At 59.4% G+C, this 18,412-nt stretch carries 15 protein-coding genes; 3 read left to right on the top strand and 12 right to left on the bottom strand.

Going from position 1 to position 18,412, the window contains the following annotated elements; translation table 11 throughout:
- Positions 1 to 960: 960 nt before the first annotated feature.
- From AK81_RS30345 to AK81_RS00865, 3 genes are all read right to left on the bottom strand, one after another.
- Positions 961 to 1,059, bottom strand: coding sequence for an RHS repeat-associated core domain-containing protein (locus AK81_RS30345; protein ID WP_081041994.1), 99 nt, complete (start codon positions 1,057 to 1,059; stop codon positions 961 to 963).
- Between the two features lie 291 nt (positions 1,060 to 1,350).
- Positions 1,351 to 1,860, bottom strand: a complete 510-nt coding sequence (locus AK81_RS27750; protein WP_160325554.1) for an Imm15 family immunity protein — start codon at positions 1,858 to 1,860, stop codon at positions 1,351 to 1,353.
- Between the two features lie 2 nt (positions 1,861 to 1,862).
- On the bottom strand, positions 1,863 to 2,669 hold the full coding sequence (locus tag AK81_RS00865; RefSeq protein WP_241496042.1) for an RHS repeat domain-containing protein: 807 nt from the start codon (positions 2,667 to 2,669) through the stop codon (positions 1,863 to 1,865).
- A gap of 597 nt (positions 2,670 to 3,266) precedes the next feature.
- On the opposite strand from AK81_RS00865, the gene AK81_RS00855 reads away from it, so the two are divergent.
- Positions 3,267 to 4,013, top strand: a complete 747-nt coding sequence (locus AK81_RS00855) for an SDR family oxidoreductase (protein WP_043196030.1) — start codon at positions 3,267 to 3,269, stop codon at positions 4,011 to 4,013.
- A gap of 12 nt (positions 4,014 to 4,025) precedes the next feature.
- Here the strand turns inward: AK81_RS00855 and AK81_RS00850 are convergent, their stop codons facing one another.
- The 6 genes from AK81_RS00850 to AK81_RS00825 all read right to left on the bottom strand — a co-directional run bounded on the left by AK81_RS00850 (position 4,026) and on the right by AK81_RS00825 (position 13,237).
- A complete protein-coding gene (locus tag AK81_RS00850; RefSeq protein ID WP_193393736.1) occupies positions 4,026 to 5,750 on the bottom strand; it encodes an ATP-binding protein in 1,725 nt (574 codons plus the stop codon).
- Positions 5,747 to 7,840 carry a hybrid sensor histidine kinase/response regulator gene (locus AK81_RS00845; RefSeq protein WP_043196027.1) on the bottom strand — a complete coding sequence of 698 codons (2,094 nt, stop codon included), beginning with the start codon at positions 7,838 to 7,840 and terminating at the stop codon, positions 5,747 to 5,749. The genes AK81_RS00850 and AK81_RS00845 overlap by 4 nt, the downstream gene beginning before the upstream one ends.
- Before the next feature lie 63 nt (positions 7,841 to 7,903).
- Positions 7,904 to 9,835, bottom strand: a complete 1,932-nt coding sequence (locus AK81_RS00840) for a PAS domain-containing sensor histidine kinase (protein WP_241496041.1) — start codon at positions 9,833 to 9,835, stop codon at positions 7,904 to 7,906.
- Positions 9,836 to 10,012: 177 nt separating this feature from the next.
- The gene (mapR, locus tag AK81_RS00835; RefSeq protein WP_043196025.1) at positions 10,013 to 11,422 is read right to left on the bottom strand and encodes a GntR family transcriptional regulator MpaR; all 1,410 of its coding nucleotides are present in this window, start codon (positions 11,420 to 11,422) and stop codon (positions 10,013 to 10,015) included.
- A 50-nt stretch (positions 11,423 to 11,472) separates the two neighbouring features.
- Positions 11,473 to 12,876 carry a cytochrome c oxidase accessory protein CcoG gene (gene ccoG / locus AK81_RS00830; protein WP_043196022.1) on the bottom strand — a complete coding sequence of 468 codons (1,404 nt, stop codon included), beginning with the start codon at positions 12,874 to 12,876 and terminating at the stop codon, positions 11,473 to 11,475.
- A 121-nt stretch (positions 12,877 to 12,997) separates the two neighbouring features.
- Positions 12,998 to 13,237 (bottom strand): DUF3203 family protein, encoded by a 240-nt coding sequence (locus AK81_RS00825; RefSeq protein ID WP_043196021.1) that lies wholly within the window; start codon positions 13,235 to 13,237, stop codon positions 12,998 to 13,000.
- Between the two features lie 251 nt (positions 13,238 to 13,488).
- Here AK81_RS00825 and AK81_RS00820 point away from each other — a divergent pair, with 251 nt between their 5' ends.
- Positions 13,489 to 14,013 (top strand): MgtC/SapB family protein, encoded by a 525-nt coding sequence (locus tag AK81_RS00820; protein WP_043196019.1) that lies wholly within the window; start codon positions 13,489 to 13,491, stop codon positions 14,011 to 14,013.
- Positions 14,014 to 14,542: 529 nt separating this feature from the next.
- Here AK81_RS00820 and AK81_RS00815 read toward each other — a convergent pair.
- From AK81_RS00815 to AK81_RS00805, 3 genes are all read right to left on the bottom strand, one after another.
- Positions 14,543 to 15,442 (bottom strand): hydroxymethylglutaryl-CoA lyase, encoded by a 900-nt coding sequence (locus tag AK81_RS00815; RefSeq protein WP_043196017.1) that lies wholly within the window; start codon positions 15,440 to 15,442, stop codon positions 14,543 to 14,545.
- Between the two features lie 19 nt (positions 15,443 to 15,461).
- Positions 15,462 to 15,860 carry a MerR family transcriptional regulator gene (locus AK81_RS00810; RefSeq protein ID WP_016487404.1) on the bottom strand — a complete coding sequence of 133 codons (399 nt, stop codon included), beginning with the start codon at positions 15,858 to 15,860 and terminating at the stop codon, positions 15,462 to 15,464.
- Positions 15,861 to 16,040: 180 nt separating this feature from the next.
- Positions 16,041 to 16,919, bottom strand: a complete 879-nt coding sequence (locus tag AK81_RS00805; RefSeq protein ID WP_043196010.1) for a helix-turn-helix domain-containing protein — start codon at positions 16,917 to 16,919, stop codon at positions 16,041 to 16,043.
- 172 nt (positions 16,920 to 17,091) lie between these two features.
- Here AK81_RS00805 and pobA point away from each other — a divergent pair, with 172 nt between their 5' ends.
- Positions 17,092 to 18,279 (top strand): 4-hydroxybenzoate 3-monooxygenase, encoded by a 1,188-nt coding sequence (gene pobA, locus AK81_RS00800; RefSeq protein ID WP_043196008.1) that lies wholly within the window; start codon positions 17,092 to 17,094, stop codon positions 18,277 to 18,279.
- Positions 18,280 to 18,412 lie beyond the last annotated feature (133 nt).

Below are 18,412 nucleotides of genomic sequence, written 5' to 3'. Positions count from 1 at the left end.
TTTGTACTATTTCTTGTAATCCCGTCGATCAGTGATGTGATTGAGAGGTATACCATGTTCGAATGTTTTGGATTGAACTTCGAGGTTATGCAGGTATTTTCTGAGATCAAGGAAATACCCCATGGTCAAATTCGTGTGCAAGATAGGAGTCACCGACTCGTGTAAATTCAAATTTAATCATGGCTTCTTACGTCTTACTTGGAGCATGTTAATGGTTCTCCCGTAGTGCTCTCGTGCAGAATGTCAATATGACGTCAGGTTTTTTTGTTGAGCGATCCACAATGAAATGTCTTGGCGTGCCGAAACTAATTTCGGAGATCTTCATAACTAGGCAGATCTCTTCAGATTCGTCAATGGTATTGTGGTTTCTTGCATACTCACTCACGTCTTCAGTTATGACGATTCTTAAAATGCTGCCCGTCTCCGTATTCACAGCTGAGAATATTGGGTTCCCATCCATGAATGGGTTGCCATCAGCAATGAGCACCGTAATGAGGGGTTGTATATTTCGCGCGGATCGACTTTTGCTTTTCAAACTCTTCATTGAAGATGTTTAAAAAAACTCCTCTAGTAGCTTGTATTTTTCTGGGGATTCTAGGAAGTCTGCATGCATATTATTGCTCCGTGAAAGCTTTGCCTGACCTGGTTTCGATATCGACACGTTCGTGAGCCGTACCTTTAACTTGAAAGGTGCGTCGCTCTTCTTTTTGCAGTCCACCGCATTTGCATGCCCTGTCAATCCAACGCTCTGCTTGCTCAAAAGTTCCCTCGCGTATTTTTAAATCTTTTTTTGAAAGCTTCCCTTTTAGCTCTTCAGTTTTTTGTTTTGCATCAACAACTGTTAATGGTGTGTCCTGATTCCAGCTGACAGACTCCTCAAGCTTTACACCTTGTGCTTGAATACGTCCTCTATAGTGCGGCTAAGCCAAGCGGGTCCACCCATCCGACCGGGTTCGTTGTTTACGTATAAATGTTTAACCCGCCAGAAAAGCCAATCGGATCCTTCCCACTAAATCGCCCTACCTGCGGGTCATAGTAGCGATACCGGTTATAGTGCAGCCTCGTCTAAACATCTCAATACTGCCCCTGAAAGCGTAGCGGATTCCGGATGCCCCCCCACTTCGCCTTGTCGCTCCGTGTCTCCTCCGCCAACCCCTAAGGCTTGTGGGGCCCGCGCCAGGAAATCTCGCGGTCAAGAGGTCATCTTCCTAACCCCGCAATCGGTTTAGAGATCACAGAGAAACTGGCCCTGCTTCAGCAGGCTGCCTCGCTCGTCGTAGCGCCGCGGCGTGTAGCGATACGCTGTTTTCTATTTGGTATGAGTGCATCATGGATGCAATATTGAATTTATTAATTCAGGACTGCATAGACTCTTATAATATCCTCGTTGCAAGCCGGATCAAAGAAACGGCTTTCGTAGAATGAAAATAATGGCCTTATCCTACATGCATCAAATCGCTCTTGGACTAGTTTCATTTCTGGCGAGACTTCCATTTTTTGCTTTTTTTTCAGCTTTTCTAAAGAGCTGATTTTTGTAGTATTTGGATTTACAAAGAAATTGGGTATTGGGGGTTCGGTTTTATTTTCAAAATTAAAATCAGTGTAGGTTATTGCGATAAAGTGTTCTTCGTTCTTTGCTTTTTTTGTGCGCATGTATAGCATGGCTGAATTGAGTACAAAGAACGAAATGTTTAGCAGTATGTCTGCTGCTTCTGATTGTTGTGGGTTGGCTTTCAAGATTTCTAGTTTTTTGTATCGTGAAATTATAGGTATCTCCTCGAAGGTCTCATGTTCTTCCAGGAATACATTAAGGTTGATGTAGGGTTCCTTTTCTACTAATTTGTCGAATAGTTTTTGCATGTTCATTTTTTGGGGATACTCCACCCGTGATCGTTTAGCCATTCTATGGTTTTGTTTGAGAAGGTGACATCCCCTTTGCCTTTGTCATGAATTGAACCGTCTAAATTGTATCCTGATCCACATGGGCAATGTGAATGCCATTGACTTTTGGGGACATCTTCCTCTGGAGCATCAATTCTCGTTATTTCTTTCGGGGCCTGTCCTCGTTCTACCTTTCTCTTCGCCTGCTTAGGTACACCGGTTGGCCTGTTTTTAGCGAGACCTAATGGATCATTCCACTCTGTCGGATTTGGAGCGTAGAGGTACACATTAAGACCTCCTTCAAATCCAATCGGATCCTTGCCAATAAAACGCCCTACCTGCGGATCATAGTAGCGATATCGGTTGTAATGCAGCCCCGTCTCAACATCCCAATACTGCCCCTGAAAGCGTAGCGGATTCCGGATATCCGCCCACTTCGCCTTGTCGCTGCGTGTCTCCTCCGCCAACCCCCAGGCCTTGTACGTCCCGCGCCAGGCAATCTCGCCATCCTCGCCGGTCAATTCCATCGGCGTGCCCAGGTGATCACACTGGTACCACGCCAGCGCATCAAACGGCTTGGGCGTTGGCTTGTGCTGCCACACCGGATCTTTGTCGATGTCATACGGGAAGACATACACCGGCTGCGGTATCAGTTCGACCACACGGTTGGACACCGCCTGCGCCACCGGCACAAAGGTCCCGGGTTCGAACACGTAATGCGTGCTTCGCCCATGGCGCTCGCGGTCCCGGCATTCAAACGCCAGCGTGTCGATGGCCTTGCTTGCCATCGGTGGTGCGCTCCAGCAGGTTGCCGCGCTCGTCGTAGCGGTACTGCGTGCCGCAATAGCTGCGCAGTACGTTGTCGCTCAGCCGTTGCGGTGAGTGCCGGTTGGGGCCGGGCGGTGCCTTTGGGTCCAGCAGGTTGCTGGCGGGGTCGAAGGCGAAGATTTCTTTTTTTACCTTGCACCTTCGCCCCCTTGGAAGATTGAGTCAATCAATAGAGGCGACAGGTAGGCTGACACGGGGGGAACGCGACAAAAAGTAACCAAAAAACACTGCGCTCCGATCATCCGGCCCCTGCGCTACGCTCCGGGGTTCCCTCACTCCGGCCTTGCTCCCGGGAGGACCGCGCTGCAGGCCACATCCTGTGGCCCAGCGCTTGACGGGCATCCATGCCCGTCACCTCCCTTCGCAAGGCCTGCGTTCGGCCTCCTGAAGTCGCGAAGATCAAAAGCCAGAGCCAGAGCCAGAGCCAGAGCAAGAGCAAGCGCAGGGCGGAGCGGAGCAGGGCAGGTACAGGGATGTTTGAGCTGATCCTGGTCATTCCCATCTGTAATCTTTTCGCCTATTGTCGATCCTCCCTTCCCCAAGCGATTGGCAAATTCATGGAGAACGTCATCGTCATCACCGGCGGCAGCCGCGGTATCGGTGCCGCCACGGCGCTGTTGGCCGCCCGCCAGGGCTACCGCATCTGCATCAACTACCACGCCGACGACCAGGCCGCCGAAAACCTCCTCGGCCAGGTCCGCGCCCTGGGCGCCGAGGCCATCGCCGTGCGCGCCGACGCCAGCGTCGAGGATGAGATCATCCAGCTGTTCCAGCGCGTCGATGAAGAGCTCGGCCCGGTCACCGCACTGGTCAACAACGCCGGCACCATCGGCCAGCAAAGCAGGGTCGAGGACATGTCCGAGTTCCGCCTGCTCAAAGTCATGAAGACCAACGTCGTCGGCCCCATGCTCTGCGCCAAGCACGCCTTGCTGCGTATGGCGCGCCGGCATGGCGGGCAGGGCGGGGCCATCGTCAATGTGTCATCGATGGCGGCGCGCCTGGGCTCACCCAACGAATATGTCGACTATGCCGCCTCCAAGGGCGCGCTCGACACCTTCACCATTGGCCTGGCCAAAGAAGTGGCAGGCGAGGGCGTGCGGGTCAATGGCGTACGCCCGGGCTACATCCATACAGGGTTCCATGCCTTGTCCGGCGACCCGGACCGGGTCAGCAAGCTTGAGCCCGGTTTGCCCATGGGGCGCGGCGGACGCCCCGAGGAAGTGGCCGAAGCCATCCTCTGGCTGCTCTCGGACAAAGCGTCCTATTCCACCGGCAGTTTCATCGACCTGAGCGGCGGGCGCTGAGCGCCCACTGCTTCACGCTTCAAGCATCTGGCTGACGCGGGTTGCCAGTGCTGGCAGGGTGAACGGCTTGGTCAGAACACTCATACCGTCGTCCAGGGAACCCTCGGCGAGCACGGCATGCTCATCGTACCCGGTAACGAATAAAACCTTGAGGCCCGGGTAGGACAAACGCAGCCTGTCGGCCAGCTGCCGCCCGTTGATACCCCCCGGCAAGCCGACATCGCTGATCAGCAGGTCGGGCCGAGGGCGGCCCTCCATCCCGGCAAGCGCGGTGGGGCCGTCTTCGAACACCTTGACCGTATGCCCCAGGTCATGCAGCGTTTCTGCAATGACCAGGTGCATGGCGTCTACGTCTTCCACCACGACGATCTCTCGCACGGTGCTTGCAGGCAGGTACGCCACTGATTGTTCCGGGTCGGGCAAGCGGGCGTCTGGACGCGCATGATGCCGCGGCATGAACAGGCTCACCCGTGTCCCCTGGCCCTGCGCCGACTCGATTTGCAACTGCCCCCCTGACTGGCGCACGAAACCGTACACCATCGACAGGCCAAGCCCGGTACCCTGGCCCATGGGTTTGGTGGTGAAGAACGGGTCTACAGCGCGCGCCCTGACTTCATCTGTCATGCCGCGCCCGTTGTCCTCGACGCTCAGGCACAGGTATTCGCCTGGCGCCAGGTCCAGTGGCTCGGCGCGTTCTGCAGGTATTTTCAGATTATCCAGCGTTATCCGGATCATGCCCCCGGCAGGGAGGGCGTCGCGTGCATTTATGCAGAGGTTGAGCAGTGCGCTTTCCAGCTGTGGCGGGTCGATGCGCACCACCCACGCAGCCTCGTTGCACCAGCAGTCGAGCGTGATGTGCGGCCCAATAGTGCGGCTGATGAGCTCCAGCATGCCATTGACCAGCTCTGAAACATTCGTGGGGCAGGGTTGCAAGGTCTGCTGGCGGGAAAATGCCAGCAGGCGGTGGATGAGCGCGGCAGCCCGATGCGCGGCATTGTGCGCACTGTCCAGCAGCGCCGGAAGCGTGGCTTGTTGGTGTTCGTCGGTCACCCTGCACCTGGCAAGCTCTAGAGCCCCAAGCACGCCACCGAGCAGGTTGTTGAGGTCGTGCGCAAGCCCCCCCGTCAACTGGCCGACCGCTTCGAGCTTTTGCGCCTGCTGCAAGGCTGCTTCAGCTTTTTGGTGCTTGGCAACAGCCAGTGCGACGCGTTCCTCAAGTTCTTCGTTCAGGGCCCGTAGTGCATTTTCAGCGTGTTTGCGTGCAGTCACATCACGAAATATCACGGCGACCAGGTGATCTTCGGACGTTTCGATTCGGATCGCTGCCAAGCCCAGGCAGCGCCCGGTGGAGAGCAGCTCATGCTCGAAGTACAGCGGTTCTCCCGTGCGCTCCACGGTGCCGAAGTAATTCAGCCAGACATCCGCCTCGTCAGGAATGACTTCTCGCAATCTGCGCCCCACCACATTGGTGAGCCCTGCATGGCGGCAGTAGGCCGGGTTGGCCATCAGATGAACATAGTCACTCAGAGGCCCGTGGGGGCCGTCGATGAACTGAATGATGCAAAAGCCTTCCTCCATGTTCTCGAACAGAAACCGGTACCGATCCGCCTCTTGCAGGCGTTGGGCAATGCCTGTCAGTGCGGATTGCAGCTGGTGATTATGCCGTTCGAGGTATGCAATTCGTTCGTGCAGGCGTTGCAGTTCTTCGGCTACTTCCAAAGGGCAGTCATTGCTCATCCCTGGCGCTCCGTGTCCACAGGCAATTGCCCCAGCAACCTCGTCACTTCATTGGCCAAGGTAGTCAGGTCAAAGGGTTTGGTAAGCACGCTGGAGTGCTCCAGCGGCTGCCCCTGGTTCAGTACTGCGCTCTCATCGTAACCGGTGATGAACAGCACTGGGGTGAGCGGGTGCCAGGCTCGGCAGCGCTCGGCGACTTGTCGGCCATTCAGCCCGCCGGGCAGGCCGATGTCGCTGATCAGCAGGCCAGGCGTGTTGCAGCTTTCCAGATAACCCAGTGCTTGCGGGCCCGTCGCAAACGCCTGAACAACATGACCAGACTCCTCCAGCACTTCGCGCAGAACCGCGCGCAGCGCTGCCTGGTCCTCGACCAGCACGATAAGGGCGCCGGTCACCCTGCCGTGCGCTTCAAGCGTTGCAGGCGAACCGGCGTGTTCTGCAGCCTGCTGGCTATGGTGGCGTGGCAGGTATATATCCACGCACGTGCCTTTGCCGAGTGCGGAATCAATTTGCAGCTGACCACCTGACTGGCGCACGAAACCGTAGACCATGGACAGCCCCAGGCCGGTACCTTGGCCCATGGGTTTGGTGGTGAAAAATGGGTCCATCGCCTGCGCTACCACCTGCGGTGACATACCCAGCCCATTGTCTTCGACACCCAGGTGAAGATAGTCGCCGGGCAACAAGCCCAATGCCTGCGCGCGCTGCAGATCGAGGGTGAGATTTTCACCGTAGAGCAACACTTTGCCGCCATCAGGCAGTGCATCGCGTGCATTGAGGCACAGGTTGAGCAGGGCGCTTTCCAGCTGGGGCGGGTCAATGAACGTTGGCCAAAGCTGTTCGTGGAAACTGTAATGCAGCTCAATAGCGGGGCCGACACTGCCTCGGATCAATGCCTCCATGCCCGCGATCAGGCGGGACACGTCGGTTGGCTGTGGTAACAGGGTTTGCTGGCGCGAGAACGCCAATAGCCTGTGTACCACAGCGGCTGCACGCTGTGCGGCGCCACTGGCAGCCTGCAGCAGTTCGGGCAACTGGTCGTAACGCTTCTGCTCAAGCCGCCGCTGCATCAGCTCCTGTGCGCCCTGAATGCCCCCAAGCAGGTTATTGAAGTCGTGGGCAATGCCGCCACTGAGGTGCCCTACAGCTTCCATTTTCTGCGCTTGGCGCAGTGCATGTTCGGTTTGAAGCAGGCGCTGCTGGTCAGCGACCCGTTCGCTGATGTCGTAAGCAAACAGATAGGCGCTGTGAACGGTGCCGTCCGGGTCACGCATGCAGTTGAAGCGCAGTTCGTAATGCCGTTGCGTTGGCTCTGTACCAAACACGCCAGTCGTCGTGAACTGCTCGCCAGACAAGGCCCGCTTCCAGAGAGGCAAAATGAAATCCTGGTCTTGCGTGTAACCGGCCATCAGGTCGGTAAGGCCGTCACCCACCTCCGGCGTCATCCCATAGATGTGATGAAAGTCGAGCTTGGCCTGACGGTTTATGGCTACCCAGCGCATGCCAGTGTCGATCATATGCACGTTGGCAACGCTGTGTTCGACCAGTTCGGCAAAGCGCGTGCGCTCGGCCAGCGCTGCGCGGACCCGCTGCTCCAGTTCGTCATTGAGGCGTTGCAGTGCCGCTTCGGCCTGCCGACGTTCAGTCACGTCCTTGAACAGCACCGCGACCTGGCGCTTGCTGGCGGGCTCGATGCGGAAGGTGGTTACCGACAGAACATGGCCGGTGGCGACCAGCTCCTGCTCAAAATGCAAAGGTTCACCCGTGCGCAGCACTCTTCCGTAGCGGGCCACCCAGACGTCGGCCTCGTCGGGCACCATCTCGCGCAGCTTCTGGCCGGCTACGTTGGGGATGCCGGCGTGCTTGGCGTAGGCAGCGTTGGCGATGACGTGCACATAGTCGCTGAGTGGGCCATGCGGGCCATCGAAGAATTCGATGATGCAGAAGCCCTCGTCCATCGTGTCGAAAAGAAAACGGTAAACGCTGTGGTCCTGATCCTGCTGTTGCCGAAGCTGTGATTCCAGCTGCGCGTTGTGTTGACGCAAGGCCTCGAGTTCCCGGCGCAGGCCGGACAGGTCGCGGTGGGGCATGGCGACATTCCAGAAAAGTATCAGTCAGACTTTACTGTGACTGGGCCTCGAACGTATAGCCGTTCATTGCGGCGGATGCAGGTTTGCCAGCAGGTTTTCGATTTGTTCATCGAGCGACGCCAGGTTGAATGGCTTGCACAGCACGCTACAGTGCTTTGATGGCGTGACACCGACTTGGTCGGCGCTGTAGCCGGTGATGTAGAGCATTGCCACGTCTGCGGGAAGCACTGCGGCCAACTGCCGGCCGTCGATGTCACCCGGCAGGCCGATATCGGTGACCAGCAGGTCAGGCCGCAGGCCTGCCTGCAATGCATCCAGTGCGCTGCGTCCATTGACGAATGTGCGTACATCGTGCCCGAGTTCTTGCAACACTTCTTCGATCACCAGGCGCATGTTTACCTGGTCTTCCACGAGCATGATCAGGCGAGGCGTACATCGAGGTTTGTCCGGCGTGGGTTGAGCCGGCGCAGGCGCAGTCTCTATCGCCTCGCTATCCTTGGGCAGATACAGGTCAATACGGGTCCCGTGCCCAGGCGCGCTGATGATCTGCAATTGCCCGCCGGATTGGCGAATGAAACCGTAGACGATCGACAGCCCAAGGCCTGAGCCCTGACCCAATGGTTTTGAAGTGAAGAAGGGCTCCAGTGCGCGTTGTGCCACGTCAGGGGTCATGCCAAAGCCGTTATCGCTGACACATATCTGCAAGTAGTCACCCGGTGGGAGCTCCAGTACGCGGGCCTGGGCTTCATCCAGGTGGGTATTCGCGCAACAGATGCACAGTTTGCCACCCATTGGCATGGCATCGCGGGCGTTGATGCACAGATTGAGCAATGCACTTTCCAGTTGCGGAGGGTCAATCGCTATCGCCCATTGGCCGGCCAGTGTCTGGTCAACGAAATCGATGCCTTCATGCAGCGAGCTATTGATCAGGTCGTGCATGCCGGCCACCAGTTGATGCACATCTGTAGTTTGCGGAATCAAGGTTTGCTGGCGTGAAAATGCCAGCAGGCGTTGTACCAGAGCGGCGGCACGCCTGGCGTCCTGTCGGGCGATGGCTAGCAGCCGGGTGGCTTCAGGGTAGCGGTGTTCGGCCTGGCGTTGGGTGGCCACTTCCAACGCTGCCAGAATACTGCCCAGCAGGTTGTTGAAATCATGTGATATACCCCCGGTCAACTGGCCGACAGCTTCCATTTTCTGGGATTGGCGCAAAGCGTTTTCGATTTCTCGCAGGCGCTCCTGCTCGGCGACGCGTTCTGTGATGTCGTAGGCAAACAGGTAACCCCCCTGGATTTGCTGTTGAGCGTCACGCAAAGGGTTGTAGCGGAGTTCGTAATGGCGCAGGGCTTGCGGGCCCCCCAGGGCGATGGTCTCGACGAATGCCTCGCCCGCCAGTACGCGTGGCCATACCGGCTCCAGTTGGCTTTTGATATCCGGCTGGCGTGACAGGAATTGCGGAATGTAGTCACCCACCTTGGGTACGAAACCGCGCAGGCGCTTGAACGTTTCCTGTGCTGTGCGGTTGATCGCCAGCAGCCTGAAGCTGCGGTCGGCGGCGAACACGTTGGCCAGGGTGTGGTCGACCAGCTCGCCAAGAAGCCTGCTGTTGGCTTGCTCCTTGTCGACCCTGTTCGACAGTTCATGGTTAAGTGCCTGCAGGTTATCGAGGGTTACCTGTTCGGCCGGCACCCCGGTAAAGACCACCGCCACTCGTTTCTGGCTGGCGGGCTCCAGGCGATGCACCGAGAGCTTGAGCCAGCGGTCGGTCACCGCCAGCCGCTCCTCGAACTGCATCGGTAGCCCAGACCGCGCCACTTCGGCAAAGCGCGGAAGCCAGGTTCCGATTTCTTCCGGGATCGTTTCACGTGCCGTCTGGCCCAACTGTTTTGGGTGGGCGGTGTGTTGCAGGCAGGCGTCGTTGGCAAGGATGTAACGGTAGTCGTACAGCTCCCCGTCACTGTTCTCGAGCATTTCGAGTACACAGAATCCTTCGTGCATGTGGCAAGACATGACGTCATAACAGGCCGCCTTGATGCGCAGTTCGGCATTCTGCGCCTCCAGTTCGAGCAGTTTTTGTTGTAGTTGCTCTATGCAAGCTTGGGTGTTGTCGGGGGGGCATGCTGGCTATCCTGCCTGCGAGTCCGACAACTATAGCTGGCATTCGACAGCTTTCATTCAGAACGAGCGGATGATTCGCCCCAGGGTCTCCATGGCCCGTTCGGCGCCGTCATGCCAGGGGCTGCCGTAGTTGAGCCGGATGCAGTTGCCGAAGCGGCGGGTGGGCGAAAAGATCGGCCCTGGGGCGATACTGATGCCTTGGGCCAGGGCCATATGGAACAGCTTCAGGGCGTCCATCTGCTCGGGCAGCTCCAGCCACAGGAAGTAGCCGCCGGACGGCTGGCTGACCCGCGTCTGCGCCGGGAAATGGCGGGCAATGGCCGCCAGCATGTTGGCCTGCTGGCCCTCCAGGGCGTAGCGCAGCTTGCGCAGGTGGCGGTCGTAGCCGCCGTGCTGCAGGTAGTCGGCAATCGCAGCCTGGGCCGGCATCGAGGCGCACAGCGAGGTCATCAGTTTCAGCCGCTCGATCTTCTGCGCAAAGCGCCCGGCCGCCACCCAGCCGATGCGGTAACCGGGTGCGAGGCTTTTGGCGAACGAGCCGCAATGCATCACCAGGCCCTGGGTATCGAAGGCCTTGGCCGGCTTTGGCGCCTGTTGCGAGTAATACAGCTCGGCGTATACGTCGTCTTCGATCAACGGTACCTGGTGACGCGTCAGCAGTTCCACCAGCGCCTGCTTCTTCGCCTCCGGCATGCTCGCGCCTACCGGGTTCTGGAAGTTGGTCATGCACCAGACGGCTTTCACCGGGTGCTTTTCCAGCGTCTGTGCCAGTACCCCCAGGTCCATGCCTTCGCGCGGGTGCACGGGAATTTCCACAGCCTTGAGCTTGAGCCGCTCCAGCACTTGCAGGCAGGCATAGAAGGCGGGGGCCTCGATGGCCACCAGGTCGCCCGGCTGGGTCACTGCCTGCAGGCACAGGTTCAGGGCTTCAAGTGCACCGTTGGTGATCAGCAGCTCTTCCATGGGCAGCATCAGCCCACCGACCATGTAGCGCAGGGCAATTTGCCGGCGCAGCTGGGGGTTGCCGGGCGACAGGTCGGTCACCACCATGCGCGGGTCCATGCTGCGGCTGGCGCTGGCCAGCGAGCGCGACAGGCGCTGCAGCGGGAACAGTTCGGGGCTGGGGAAGGCTGAGCCGAACGGTATGGTGTTGGGGTCCTTGATCGAGTCGAGGATCGAGAACACCAAGCCGCTCACGTCCACGTCCGTCGACTCGCTGACTGGCTGCAATGCCTGCGGCTCGCTGAACTGGCGCGGCGCGTGGGCGTTGACGAAATAGCCCGAGCGCGGCCGGGCACGGATCAGCCCGCGCCGCTCCAGCAGGTAATAGGCCTGGAACACGGTGGACGGGCTCACCCCGTGGGTCTGGCTGGCGTAGCGCACCGAAGGCACGCGTTGGCCTGGGCCCAATACCCCGGAGCGGATCAGTTCGGCAATGTCGTCGGCGAAGCGTTCGTAGCGTTTCATTCTGGCCTTCTGTCGAAGCCTGGCAGGCAAGGTGGCGTCAGTGTAAGGGATCAGCGGTTCATCGGTGCGACGAAGCGGCTTTGCGCCACGCTGCGAATGGCAGGGTCGTCGCGCTCGCTGATTTCGAAGCTCAGCGTTTGCGAACTGCTGGCCGGGCGCTCGGCCAGCATCGCCACCGATACCGGCAGTTCGCTCATTTCGCCGGCCGGGATCACCAATGCGGTGTTGCCCTGCAAGGTGAAACCGTCAGCGTCCAGCAGGCGCAGTGCATAGTGCCGGGTGCGTTCGGTCTTGTTGATGACCTTGAGCAGGTAGATGTTCTCGATCTGGCCCTGGGCATTTTCACGGAACAGGCCGCGATCCTTGATCACGTCCAGCGAAACCATCGGGCGCATCTGCAAGGCCACCACCAGTGCTGCGATCATCACCCCGAGCGCAGCGGCGTAGCCCAACAGGCGCGGGCGCAGCCAGTGGGTGCTGCCGCCCTGCAAGCTGTGTTCGGACTTGTAACCGATCAACCCGCGGGCGTAACCCATCTTGTCCATCACCCCGTCGCAGGCGTCGATGCATGCCGCGCAACCGATGCAGGCCATTTGCAAGCCATCGCGGATATCGATGCCGGTGGGGCACACTTGCACACACAGCGTGCAGTCGATGCAGTCGCCCAGGCCTTGGGCGCCTACGTCACTGCCTTTCTTGCGCGGGCCACGGGTTTCACCGCGGCGCGGGTCGTAGGCGACCGCCAGGGTGTCCTTGTCGAACATCACGCCCTGGAAGCGCGCATACGGGCACATGTGCAGGCACACCGCTTCGCGCAGCAGGCCTGCGTTGATATAGGTGGCAGCGGTAAAGAACAGCACCCAGAACAGCGCCACGCCGCCCAGTTGCAAGGTGAACAGTTCTGCAGCCAGTGGCCGGATGGGCGTGAAGTAGCCAACGAAGGTCAGCCCGGTGACTACGCCGATGGCCAGCCACAGGCTGTGCTTCAGGGTGCGGCGTGCCAGTTTGTTCAGGCTCCAGGGCGCGGCGGCGAGCTTGATGCGCTGGTTGCGGTCGCCCTCGGTAACCTTTTCGCACCACATGAACAGCCAGGTCCAGGTGCTCTGTGGGCAGCTGTAGCCGCACCACACGCGGCCGGCGTACACGGTAATGGCGAACAGGCCGAAGGCGCAGATGATCAGCAGCGCCGACAGCAGGATGAAATCCTGTGGCCAGAAAGTGGCGCCAAAGATGTGGAATTTGCTTTCGCTCAAGTCCCACAGCACGGCTTGGCGGCCGTTCCAGTTCAGCCAGGCGGTGCCAAAGAACAGCACGAACAGGGCGCCGGCAAAGCCGATGCGCAGGGTACGGTACAGCCCGGTAAAGCTGCGGGTGTGGATGCCGCTGTCGATGCGTCGCGGAGGGTGGCTGGCTGGGGCGGCGGCGATCTCTGTAAAAGGGATTCTGTTATTCATGGTTCGGTGCTCATCAGGCCTCGATCAGGCATGAGCACTATGGCCCTGAGGCTGTTATCAGCACAGGCTCAGATTTTGCGATAAAAACCGTATCAGATTACCCGGTCGGCCCCGCCAGGCCTTAGATCACCGAGCCTGGCACACTGGTCTTCAGGTGCCTGCGGCTATCCACCGCACCCGCCACGGTCAGTGCATCGGCCTCGGATTCAGTGATGGGCACGCGTTGGCCTGCGAGCAAGGCCACTGACATGCGCAGCTGTTCGTCTGTGATGATTTCGATATCGGGGCCGTCACCCTCGATGCGCAAGTCTTCGCCGATCAGGGTGCAGCGTTGGGTGGATTCTTCGATTTCAACGGGCATGATGAAGTCCTCCTCGGGATGTACAGAGTGGACCGCAGTGAGGGGCTGGTTGCTGCATCAACAGGCTGAGCGGCACTTTGCCCTGTGTGCAGAGGTCAACTCTGCATAGGGCAGGCCTGGCCTCTTCGCGGGCACGCCCGCTCCCACAGGATCACCACAAGTATCTAGAACTGTGCAGTACATGTGGGAGCGGGCATGCCCGCGAAAAGGCCGGACCTGGCCACACAAGGCTCAGCATGGGGACAACTGTGATGGACGTCATCTGGCAAGCAATCCAGGCCGAATTCGCCGATGTCACCGATGAGCGCGAGGTCACGCGCATTCTGGTGCGCCTGCTGATGGCAGCCATACTTGGCGCTGTGCTGGGCTTTGAACGCGAACACAAAGGCAAATCCGCCGGGGTGCGCACCCACATGCTGGTCTCGCTGGGCGCCGCGCTGTTCGTGCTGGCGCCGAGCATGGCCGGGGCTGATGAACAGGCGTTAAGCAGGGTAATCCAGGGGATCGTCGCCGGTATCGGCTTTCTGGGGGCGGGTACCATCCTGAAAGGTAACGGGAAGGACACCAGCCATGTGAAAGGCCTGACTACCGCCGCAGGGCTATGGATGACTGCTGCCATCGGTACGGCTGCCGGCATGGGGCGCGAAGCCACGGCGTTGATCAGCACGGTGCTGGCCCTGCTGGTACTGGGCACGATGCCGTTGCTGGTGGAGAAGGTCGAAGGACAGAGCGAGGAAAAGCAGAAGGAAGAGGAGGAGGAGGGCAGGAAGCACTAAGGGGAGCCGAAGCTCCCCCCAAAGCGTTGCTGCTTGCTCTTTTTTTATTATTGAGACCGGCTTTTTGTTGTTTTTGTTAGCCTGCCTTGGTGTTGCGTGCGACCCCCATGCGGGGTCAAGAGCAAACGTATTTTTTTGAGCGCTGACCTGCTTTCATCATTGATCCGAACCTGGCTGTAGCTACCTTGAGGTAGTTTTGTTGTTCTGTGCCAGACCGCGGGGCGTACCCCTGAAAAGCGTGTCGACTCCAAAAAGATCTGCTTGCTACGCCTCTGCCGTGTTGTTCTTGTTATGTCAGAGTCGTTACCTGTTGTTTTTATTGGGTGTCACATTTTTTTTGTTCTTGTACGAAAGATATAGCAGGGTGCGTGCCAACTTTTTCAAATCCTTTAAAATCAAGCACTTAGCGTTTTTCATAGAAATTGCCAGGCCTGAAATTCTGTCGATTTGTTTCCCTGTTACCCGATTTTTTGCTGTGAAACGTGGGGGCGGTAACACTTCACCCACACGTATGTGACACCCGTATGACTTATTGCGCGCTGCGCGCCCGTGCTACCCGCGACCCATTGCCGCGGCCGAGCACGCTGCTGATGCGTTGGCCCGCGGCGATCAGCCGGTCCAGGTCGATGCCGGTAGCAATGCCCAGCCCCTGCAGCAGGTACACCACATCTTCCGTGGCGATGTTGCCGGTAGCGCCTTTGGCGTAAGGGCAGCCACCCAGCCCGGCCACCGAGCTGTCGAACACATTGATACCTTCGAGCAGGCTGGCATAGACGTTGGCCAATGCCTGGCCATAGGTATCATGGAAGTGCCCGGCCAGTTGCTCGCGTGGTACCAGGGCCGAAACCACCTCGAACAGGCGCCGGGTATCGCCGGCGGTACCTGTGCCAATGGTGTCGCCCAGGGAGACCTCGTAACAGCCCATGTCATGCAGGGCGCGGGCCACCGGGGCGACCTGTTCGGCGCTGACCTTGCCTTCATAGGGGCAACCAAGTACGCACGACACGTAGCCGCGTACGCGCACACCGTGGTTGCGCGCAGCTTCCATGATCGGTTCGAAGCGCTTGAGGCTGTCGCTGATCGAGCAGTTGATGTTGCGCTGCGAGAACGCTTCAGAAGCAGCTGCAAACACCGCCACTTCCTTCACCCCGGCAGCCAGGGCGTCCTCGAAGCCGCGCAGGTTTGGCGCCAGCGCCGCATACGTCACACCGGGGCGTTGCTGGATACCGGCGAACACCTCGGCGGAACCGGCCATCTGAGGCACCCACTTGGGCGAGACGAAACTGCCCACCTCGATATAGGCCAGGCCTGCCTCGGTGAGGTCGTCCACCAGGCGCACCTTGTCGGCAACGCTGATGGGCTGGGCTTCGTTCTGCAAACCGTCGCGGGGGCCTACTTCGACCAGACGGACTTCTTTGGGCAAGGGCATGGCGGGTTTCCTGTGGCGTTCAGCGGTTGTCTTTGTTGTTCAGGGTGGCGGCCAGGGCTTGTTCACAGCGCTCCTGGGCGGTGTCCAGTTCCAGTTGCATCTGGTGGATGTCGAGCATCTGCTGTTCCAGCTGGGCACGCCGCTCGGCAATTTTCGCCAGCATGCTGTTGAGCTGCTTGAGGTTGCCGCTGGTGGGGTCGTACAGTTCGATCAGCTCGCGGCACTCGGCCAGCGAAAAGCCGATGCGCTTGCCGCGCAGGATGAGCTTCAGGCTGACCTTGTCGCGCGCTGTGTAGATACGTTCCAGGCCTCGGCGTTCGGGGCTCAGCAGGCCCTGCTCCTCGTAGAAACGGATGGCGCGGGTGGTGATGTCCAGCTCGCGGGACAGGTCGGAGATGCTGTAGGTCTGGGTGCTCATGCTGGGGCTCGGCGTGGGGTATGCGGTTATCCTGAAGGCAGGTTTACGTATACGTCAAGCAAGGGCTGAAACTGTGTGCTGCTTTTACCGGCCTCTTCGCGGGCTTGCCCGCTCCCACAGAGGCGCAATACCTGTGGGAGCGGGCGAGCCCGCGAAGAGGCCGGTACAGTCAGCCACAATTCATTCCGGCTGCACCGACCTGCGATACCCATTGGGCGTCTGCCCACTCAAGCGCTTGAACCACCGGGCAAAGTAAGTCGGGTCGGTGAACCCCAGGTTATCCGACAGCTGCCCGATACTCATCCGCGTATAAATCAGGTTGCGCCGCGCCTCCAACAGCAAGCGTTGGTGCAGCACCTGCAGCGCAGTCTGGCCACTCAGCGCCCGGCACAACTGGTTCAGTTGCAGGCTCGGCACATTCAATCGCGCGGCGAAGTCCTCCACCGACAGGTGCTCGCGGTAATGCGCTTCGACCAGTCGCAGGTACTGCCCCAACAACTGGCGGTCACGTTCATCGCGATTGCGCGGCGCTTGCCCCAACTGCTGGCGGCGGCTGATCCACACCATCAGCGCGGTCACCAGCGCTTCGAGCATGGCCGCCCGCGCGGGGGCATTGCCCTGGTACTCCTGGTGCAAGGTGCCGATCAGGCTGCGCAGGTGCACACGGTCCTGGCCTAGCGGGTAACACGCCGGTTTCGCCAGCACCGTCAGCGGCGCGCCCAGGCGCTGTTCCAGGTTTGCCACCAGTGCGGTGCCAAACGTCAGCACATACCCCTGGATATCGGCACTGAAGCGAAAGCCATGCACGGTCATCGGCGGCACCACCTGGATCGCCGCCTCGCCGATGGCACTGCGCACGCCTTCGACCTCCACCTGGGCCTGGCCGCGCTGTACGTAAAGCAGCTGGAACAGCTCGGCATGCTGGTGCGGCTTGATTTCCCAGTGGTGCAAACGGCTACGCGCCGGGATGGACTCGCAGTGCAGCAGGTCGGTGCCGGGCCAGGCCTGGTTTTCGCCATACAGCTTGAACAAGGGGACGCCGGGGAGGGTGGATTTCATGCGGGTAGGTCTGTCCGTTAATCGAACGATTTTTGTAAAAGTGCAGGTTATTCATGGAATAGCACACTTAATGGGCAATTTTTGCCAGTAAAAATGCAAGGGCAAACCCTAACAGCAGATGCCGCCCCACTGCCAGTCCAGGGCCGGCATCGTCCGAACAGAGACAACAACAATGAAAACTCAGGTTGCAATTATTGGTGCAGGTCCGTCTGGCCTGCTGCTGGGCCAACTGCTGCACAAGGCCGGTATCGATAACGTCATCGTAGAGCGCCAGACGCCCGAGTACGTCCTTGGCCGCATCCGTGCCGGTGTGCTGGAGCAAGGCACGGTCGACCTGCTGCGCGAAGCCGGTGTGGCCGAGCGCATGGACCGTGAAGGCCTGGTGCACGAAGGTGTCGAACTGCTGGTTGGCGGGCGCCGTCAACGCCTGGATCTCAAAGCCCTGACCGGGGGCAAGACGGTGATGGTGTACGGCCAGACCGAAGTCACCCGTGACCTGATGCAGGCCCGTGAAGCCAGCGGTGCACCGATCATCTATTCCGCCAGCAATGTCCAGCCGCATGAACTGAAGGGCGAGAAGCCGTATCTGACGTTCGAAAAAGATGGCCGCGTGCACCGGGTGGACTGCGACTATATCGCCGGCTGTGACGGCTTCCATGGCGTGTCGCGGCAAAGCATCCCCGAGGGCGTGCTGAAGCAGTACGAGCGGGTTTACCCGTTTGGCTGGCTGGGCATGCTTTCAGACACGCCACCGGTCAATCACGAACTGATCTATGCCCACCACGAGCGTGGTTTCGCCTTGTGCAGCCAGCGCTCGCAAACACGCAGCCGCTACTACCTGCAGGTGCCTTTGCAGGACCGCGTCGAGCAATGGTCGGACGAGCGCTTCTGGGACGAGCTCAAAGCCCGTTTGCCCGCCGATGTAGCGGCTGACCTGGTCACTGGCCCAGCCCTGGAAAAAAGCATCGCGCCGCTGCGCAGCCTGGTGGTCGAGCCCATGCAGTACGGTCACCTGTTCCTGGTGGGTGACGCTGCGCACATCGTCCCACCTACCGGCGCCAAAGGCCTGAACCTGGCAGCCTCGGACGTCAACTACCTCTATCGCATCCTGGTCAAGGTGTACGGCGAAGGGCGTACCGACCTGCTTCAGCAATATTCGCCGCTGGCCCTGCGCCGGGTATGGAAGGGCGAGCGTTTCAGCTGGTTCATGACCCAGCTGCTGCATGACTTCGGCAGCCACAAGGATGCCTGGGACCAGAAGATGCAGGAGGCAGACCGCGAGTACTTCCTCAACTCCCCAGCGGGGCTGCTGAACATTGCCGAGAACTATGTAGGGCTGCCGTACGAAGAAGTCGTCTGACCTGCCATTGCGCAACGCCCTTCCTGTAGGAGCGGCCTTGTGTCGCGAACGGGGTGCGCAGCGCCCCCAACATTTCAGCTTCGCCGCATAAATTGCTGGGGCCGCTTTGCGGCCCTATCGCGACGCAAGGCCG

Origin of the sequence: Pseudomonas putida W15Oct28 (assembly GCF_000708715.2) — a bacterium.
In the GTDB taxonomy this organism is placed as follows: domain Bacteria; phylum Pseudomonadota; class Gammaproteobacteria; order Pseudomonadales; family Pseudomonadaceae; genus Aquipseudomonas; species Aquipseudomonas putida_R.
The sequence above is the reverse complement of the archived record's forward strand: the minus strand, read 5'-3'. Positions and strand labels throughout refer to the sequence as shown.

What these genes read in the sequence shown, in the direction of transcription:
- AK81_RS27750 (WP_160325554.1), bottom strand. Translation starts at nt 1,860, where the DNA reads ATGCAAAAACTATTCGACAAATTAGTAGAAAAGGAACCCTACATCAAC.
- AK81_RS00865 (WP_241496042.1), bottom strand. Translation starts at nt 2,669, where the DNA reads ATGGCAAGCAAGGCCATCGACACGCTGGCGTTTGAATGCCGGGACCGC.
- AK81_RS00855 (WP_043196030.1), top strand. Translation starts at nt 3,267, where the DNA reads ATGGAGAACGTCATCGTCATCACCGGCGGCAGCCGCGGTATCGGTGCC.
- AK81_RS00850 (WP_193393736.1), bottom strand. Translation starts at nt 5,750, where the DNA reads ATGAGCAATGACTGCCCTTTGGAAGTAGCCGAAGAACTGCAACGCCTG.
- AK81_RS00845 (WP_043196027.1), bottom strand. Translation starts at nt 7,840, where the DNA reads ATGCCCCACCGCGACCTGTCCGGCCTGCGCCGGGAACTCGAGGCCTTG.
- AK81_RS00840 (WP_241496041.1), bottom strand. Translation starts at nt 9,835, where the DNA reads ATGCACGAAGGATTCTGTGTACTCGAAATGCTCGAGAACAGTGACGGG.
- mapR (WP_043196025.1), bottom strand. Translation starts at nt 11,422, where the DNA reads ATGAAACGCTACGAACGCTTCGCCGACGACATTGCCGAACTGATCCGC.
- ccoG (WP_043196022.1), bottom strand. Translation starts at nt 12,876, where the DNA reads ATGAATAACAGAATCCCTTTTACAGAGATCGCCGCCGCCCCAGCCAGC.
- AK81_RS00825 (WP_043196021.1), bottom strand. Translation starts at nt 13,237, where the DNA reads ATGCCCGTTGAAATCGAAGAATCCACCCAACGCTGCACCCTGATCGGC.
- AK81_RS00820 (WP_043196019.1), top strand. Translation starts at nt 13,489, where the DNA reads ATGGACGTCATCTGGCAAGCAATCCAGGCCGAATTCGCCGATGTCACC.
- AK81_RS00815 (WP_043196017.1), bottom strand. Translation starts at nt 15,442, where the DNA reads ATGCCCTTGCCCAAAGAAGTCCGTCTGGTCGAAGTAGGCCCCCGCGAC.
- AK81_RS00810 (WP_016487404.1), bottom strand. Translation starts at nt 15,860, where the DNA reads ATGAGCACCCAGACCTACAGCATCTCCGACCTGTCCCGCGAGCTGGAC.
- AK81_RS00805 (WP_043196010.1), bottom strand. Translation starts at nt 16,919, where the DNA reads ATGAAATCCACCCTCCCCGGCGTCCCCTTGTTCAAGCTGTATGGCGAA.
- pobA (WP_043196008.1), top strand. Translation starts at nt 17,092, where the DNA reads ATGAAAACTCAGGTTGCAATTATTGGTGCAGGTCCGTCTGGCCTGCTG.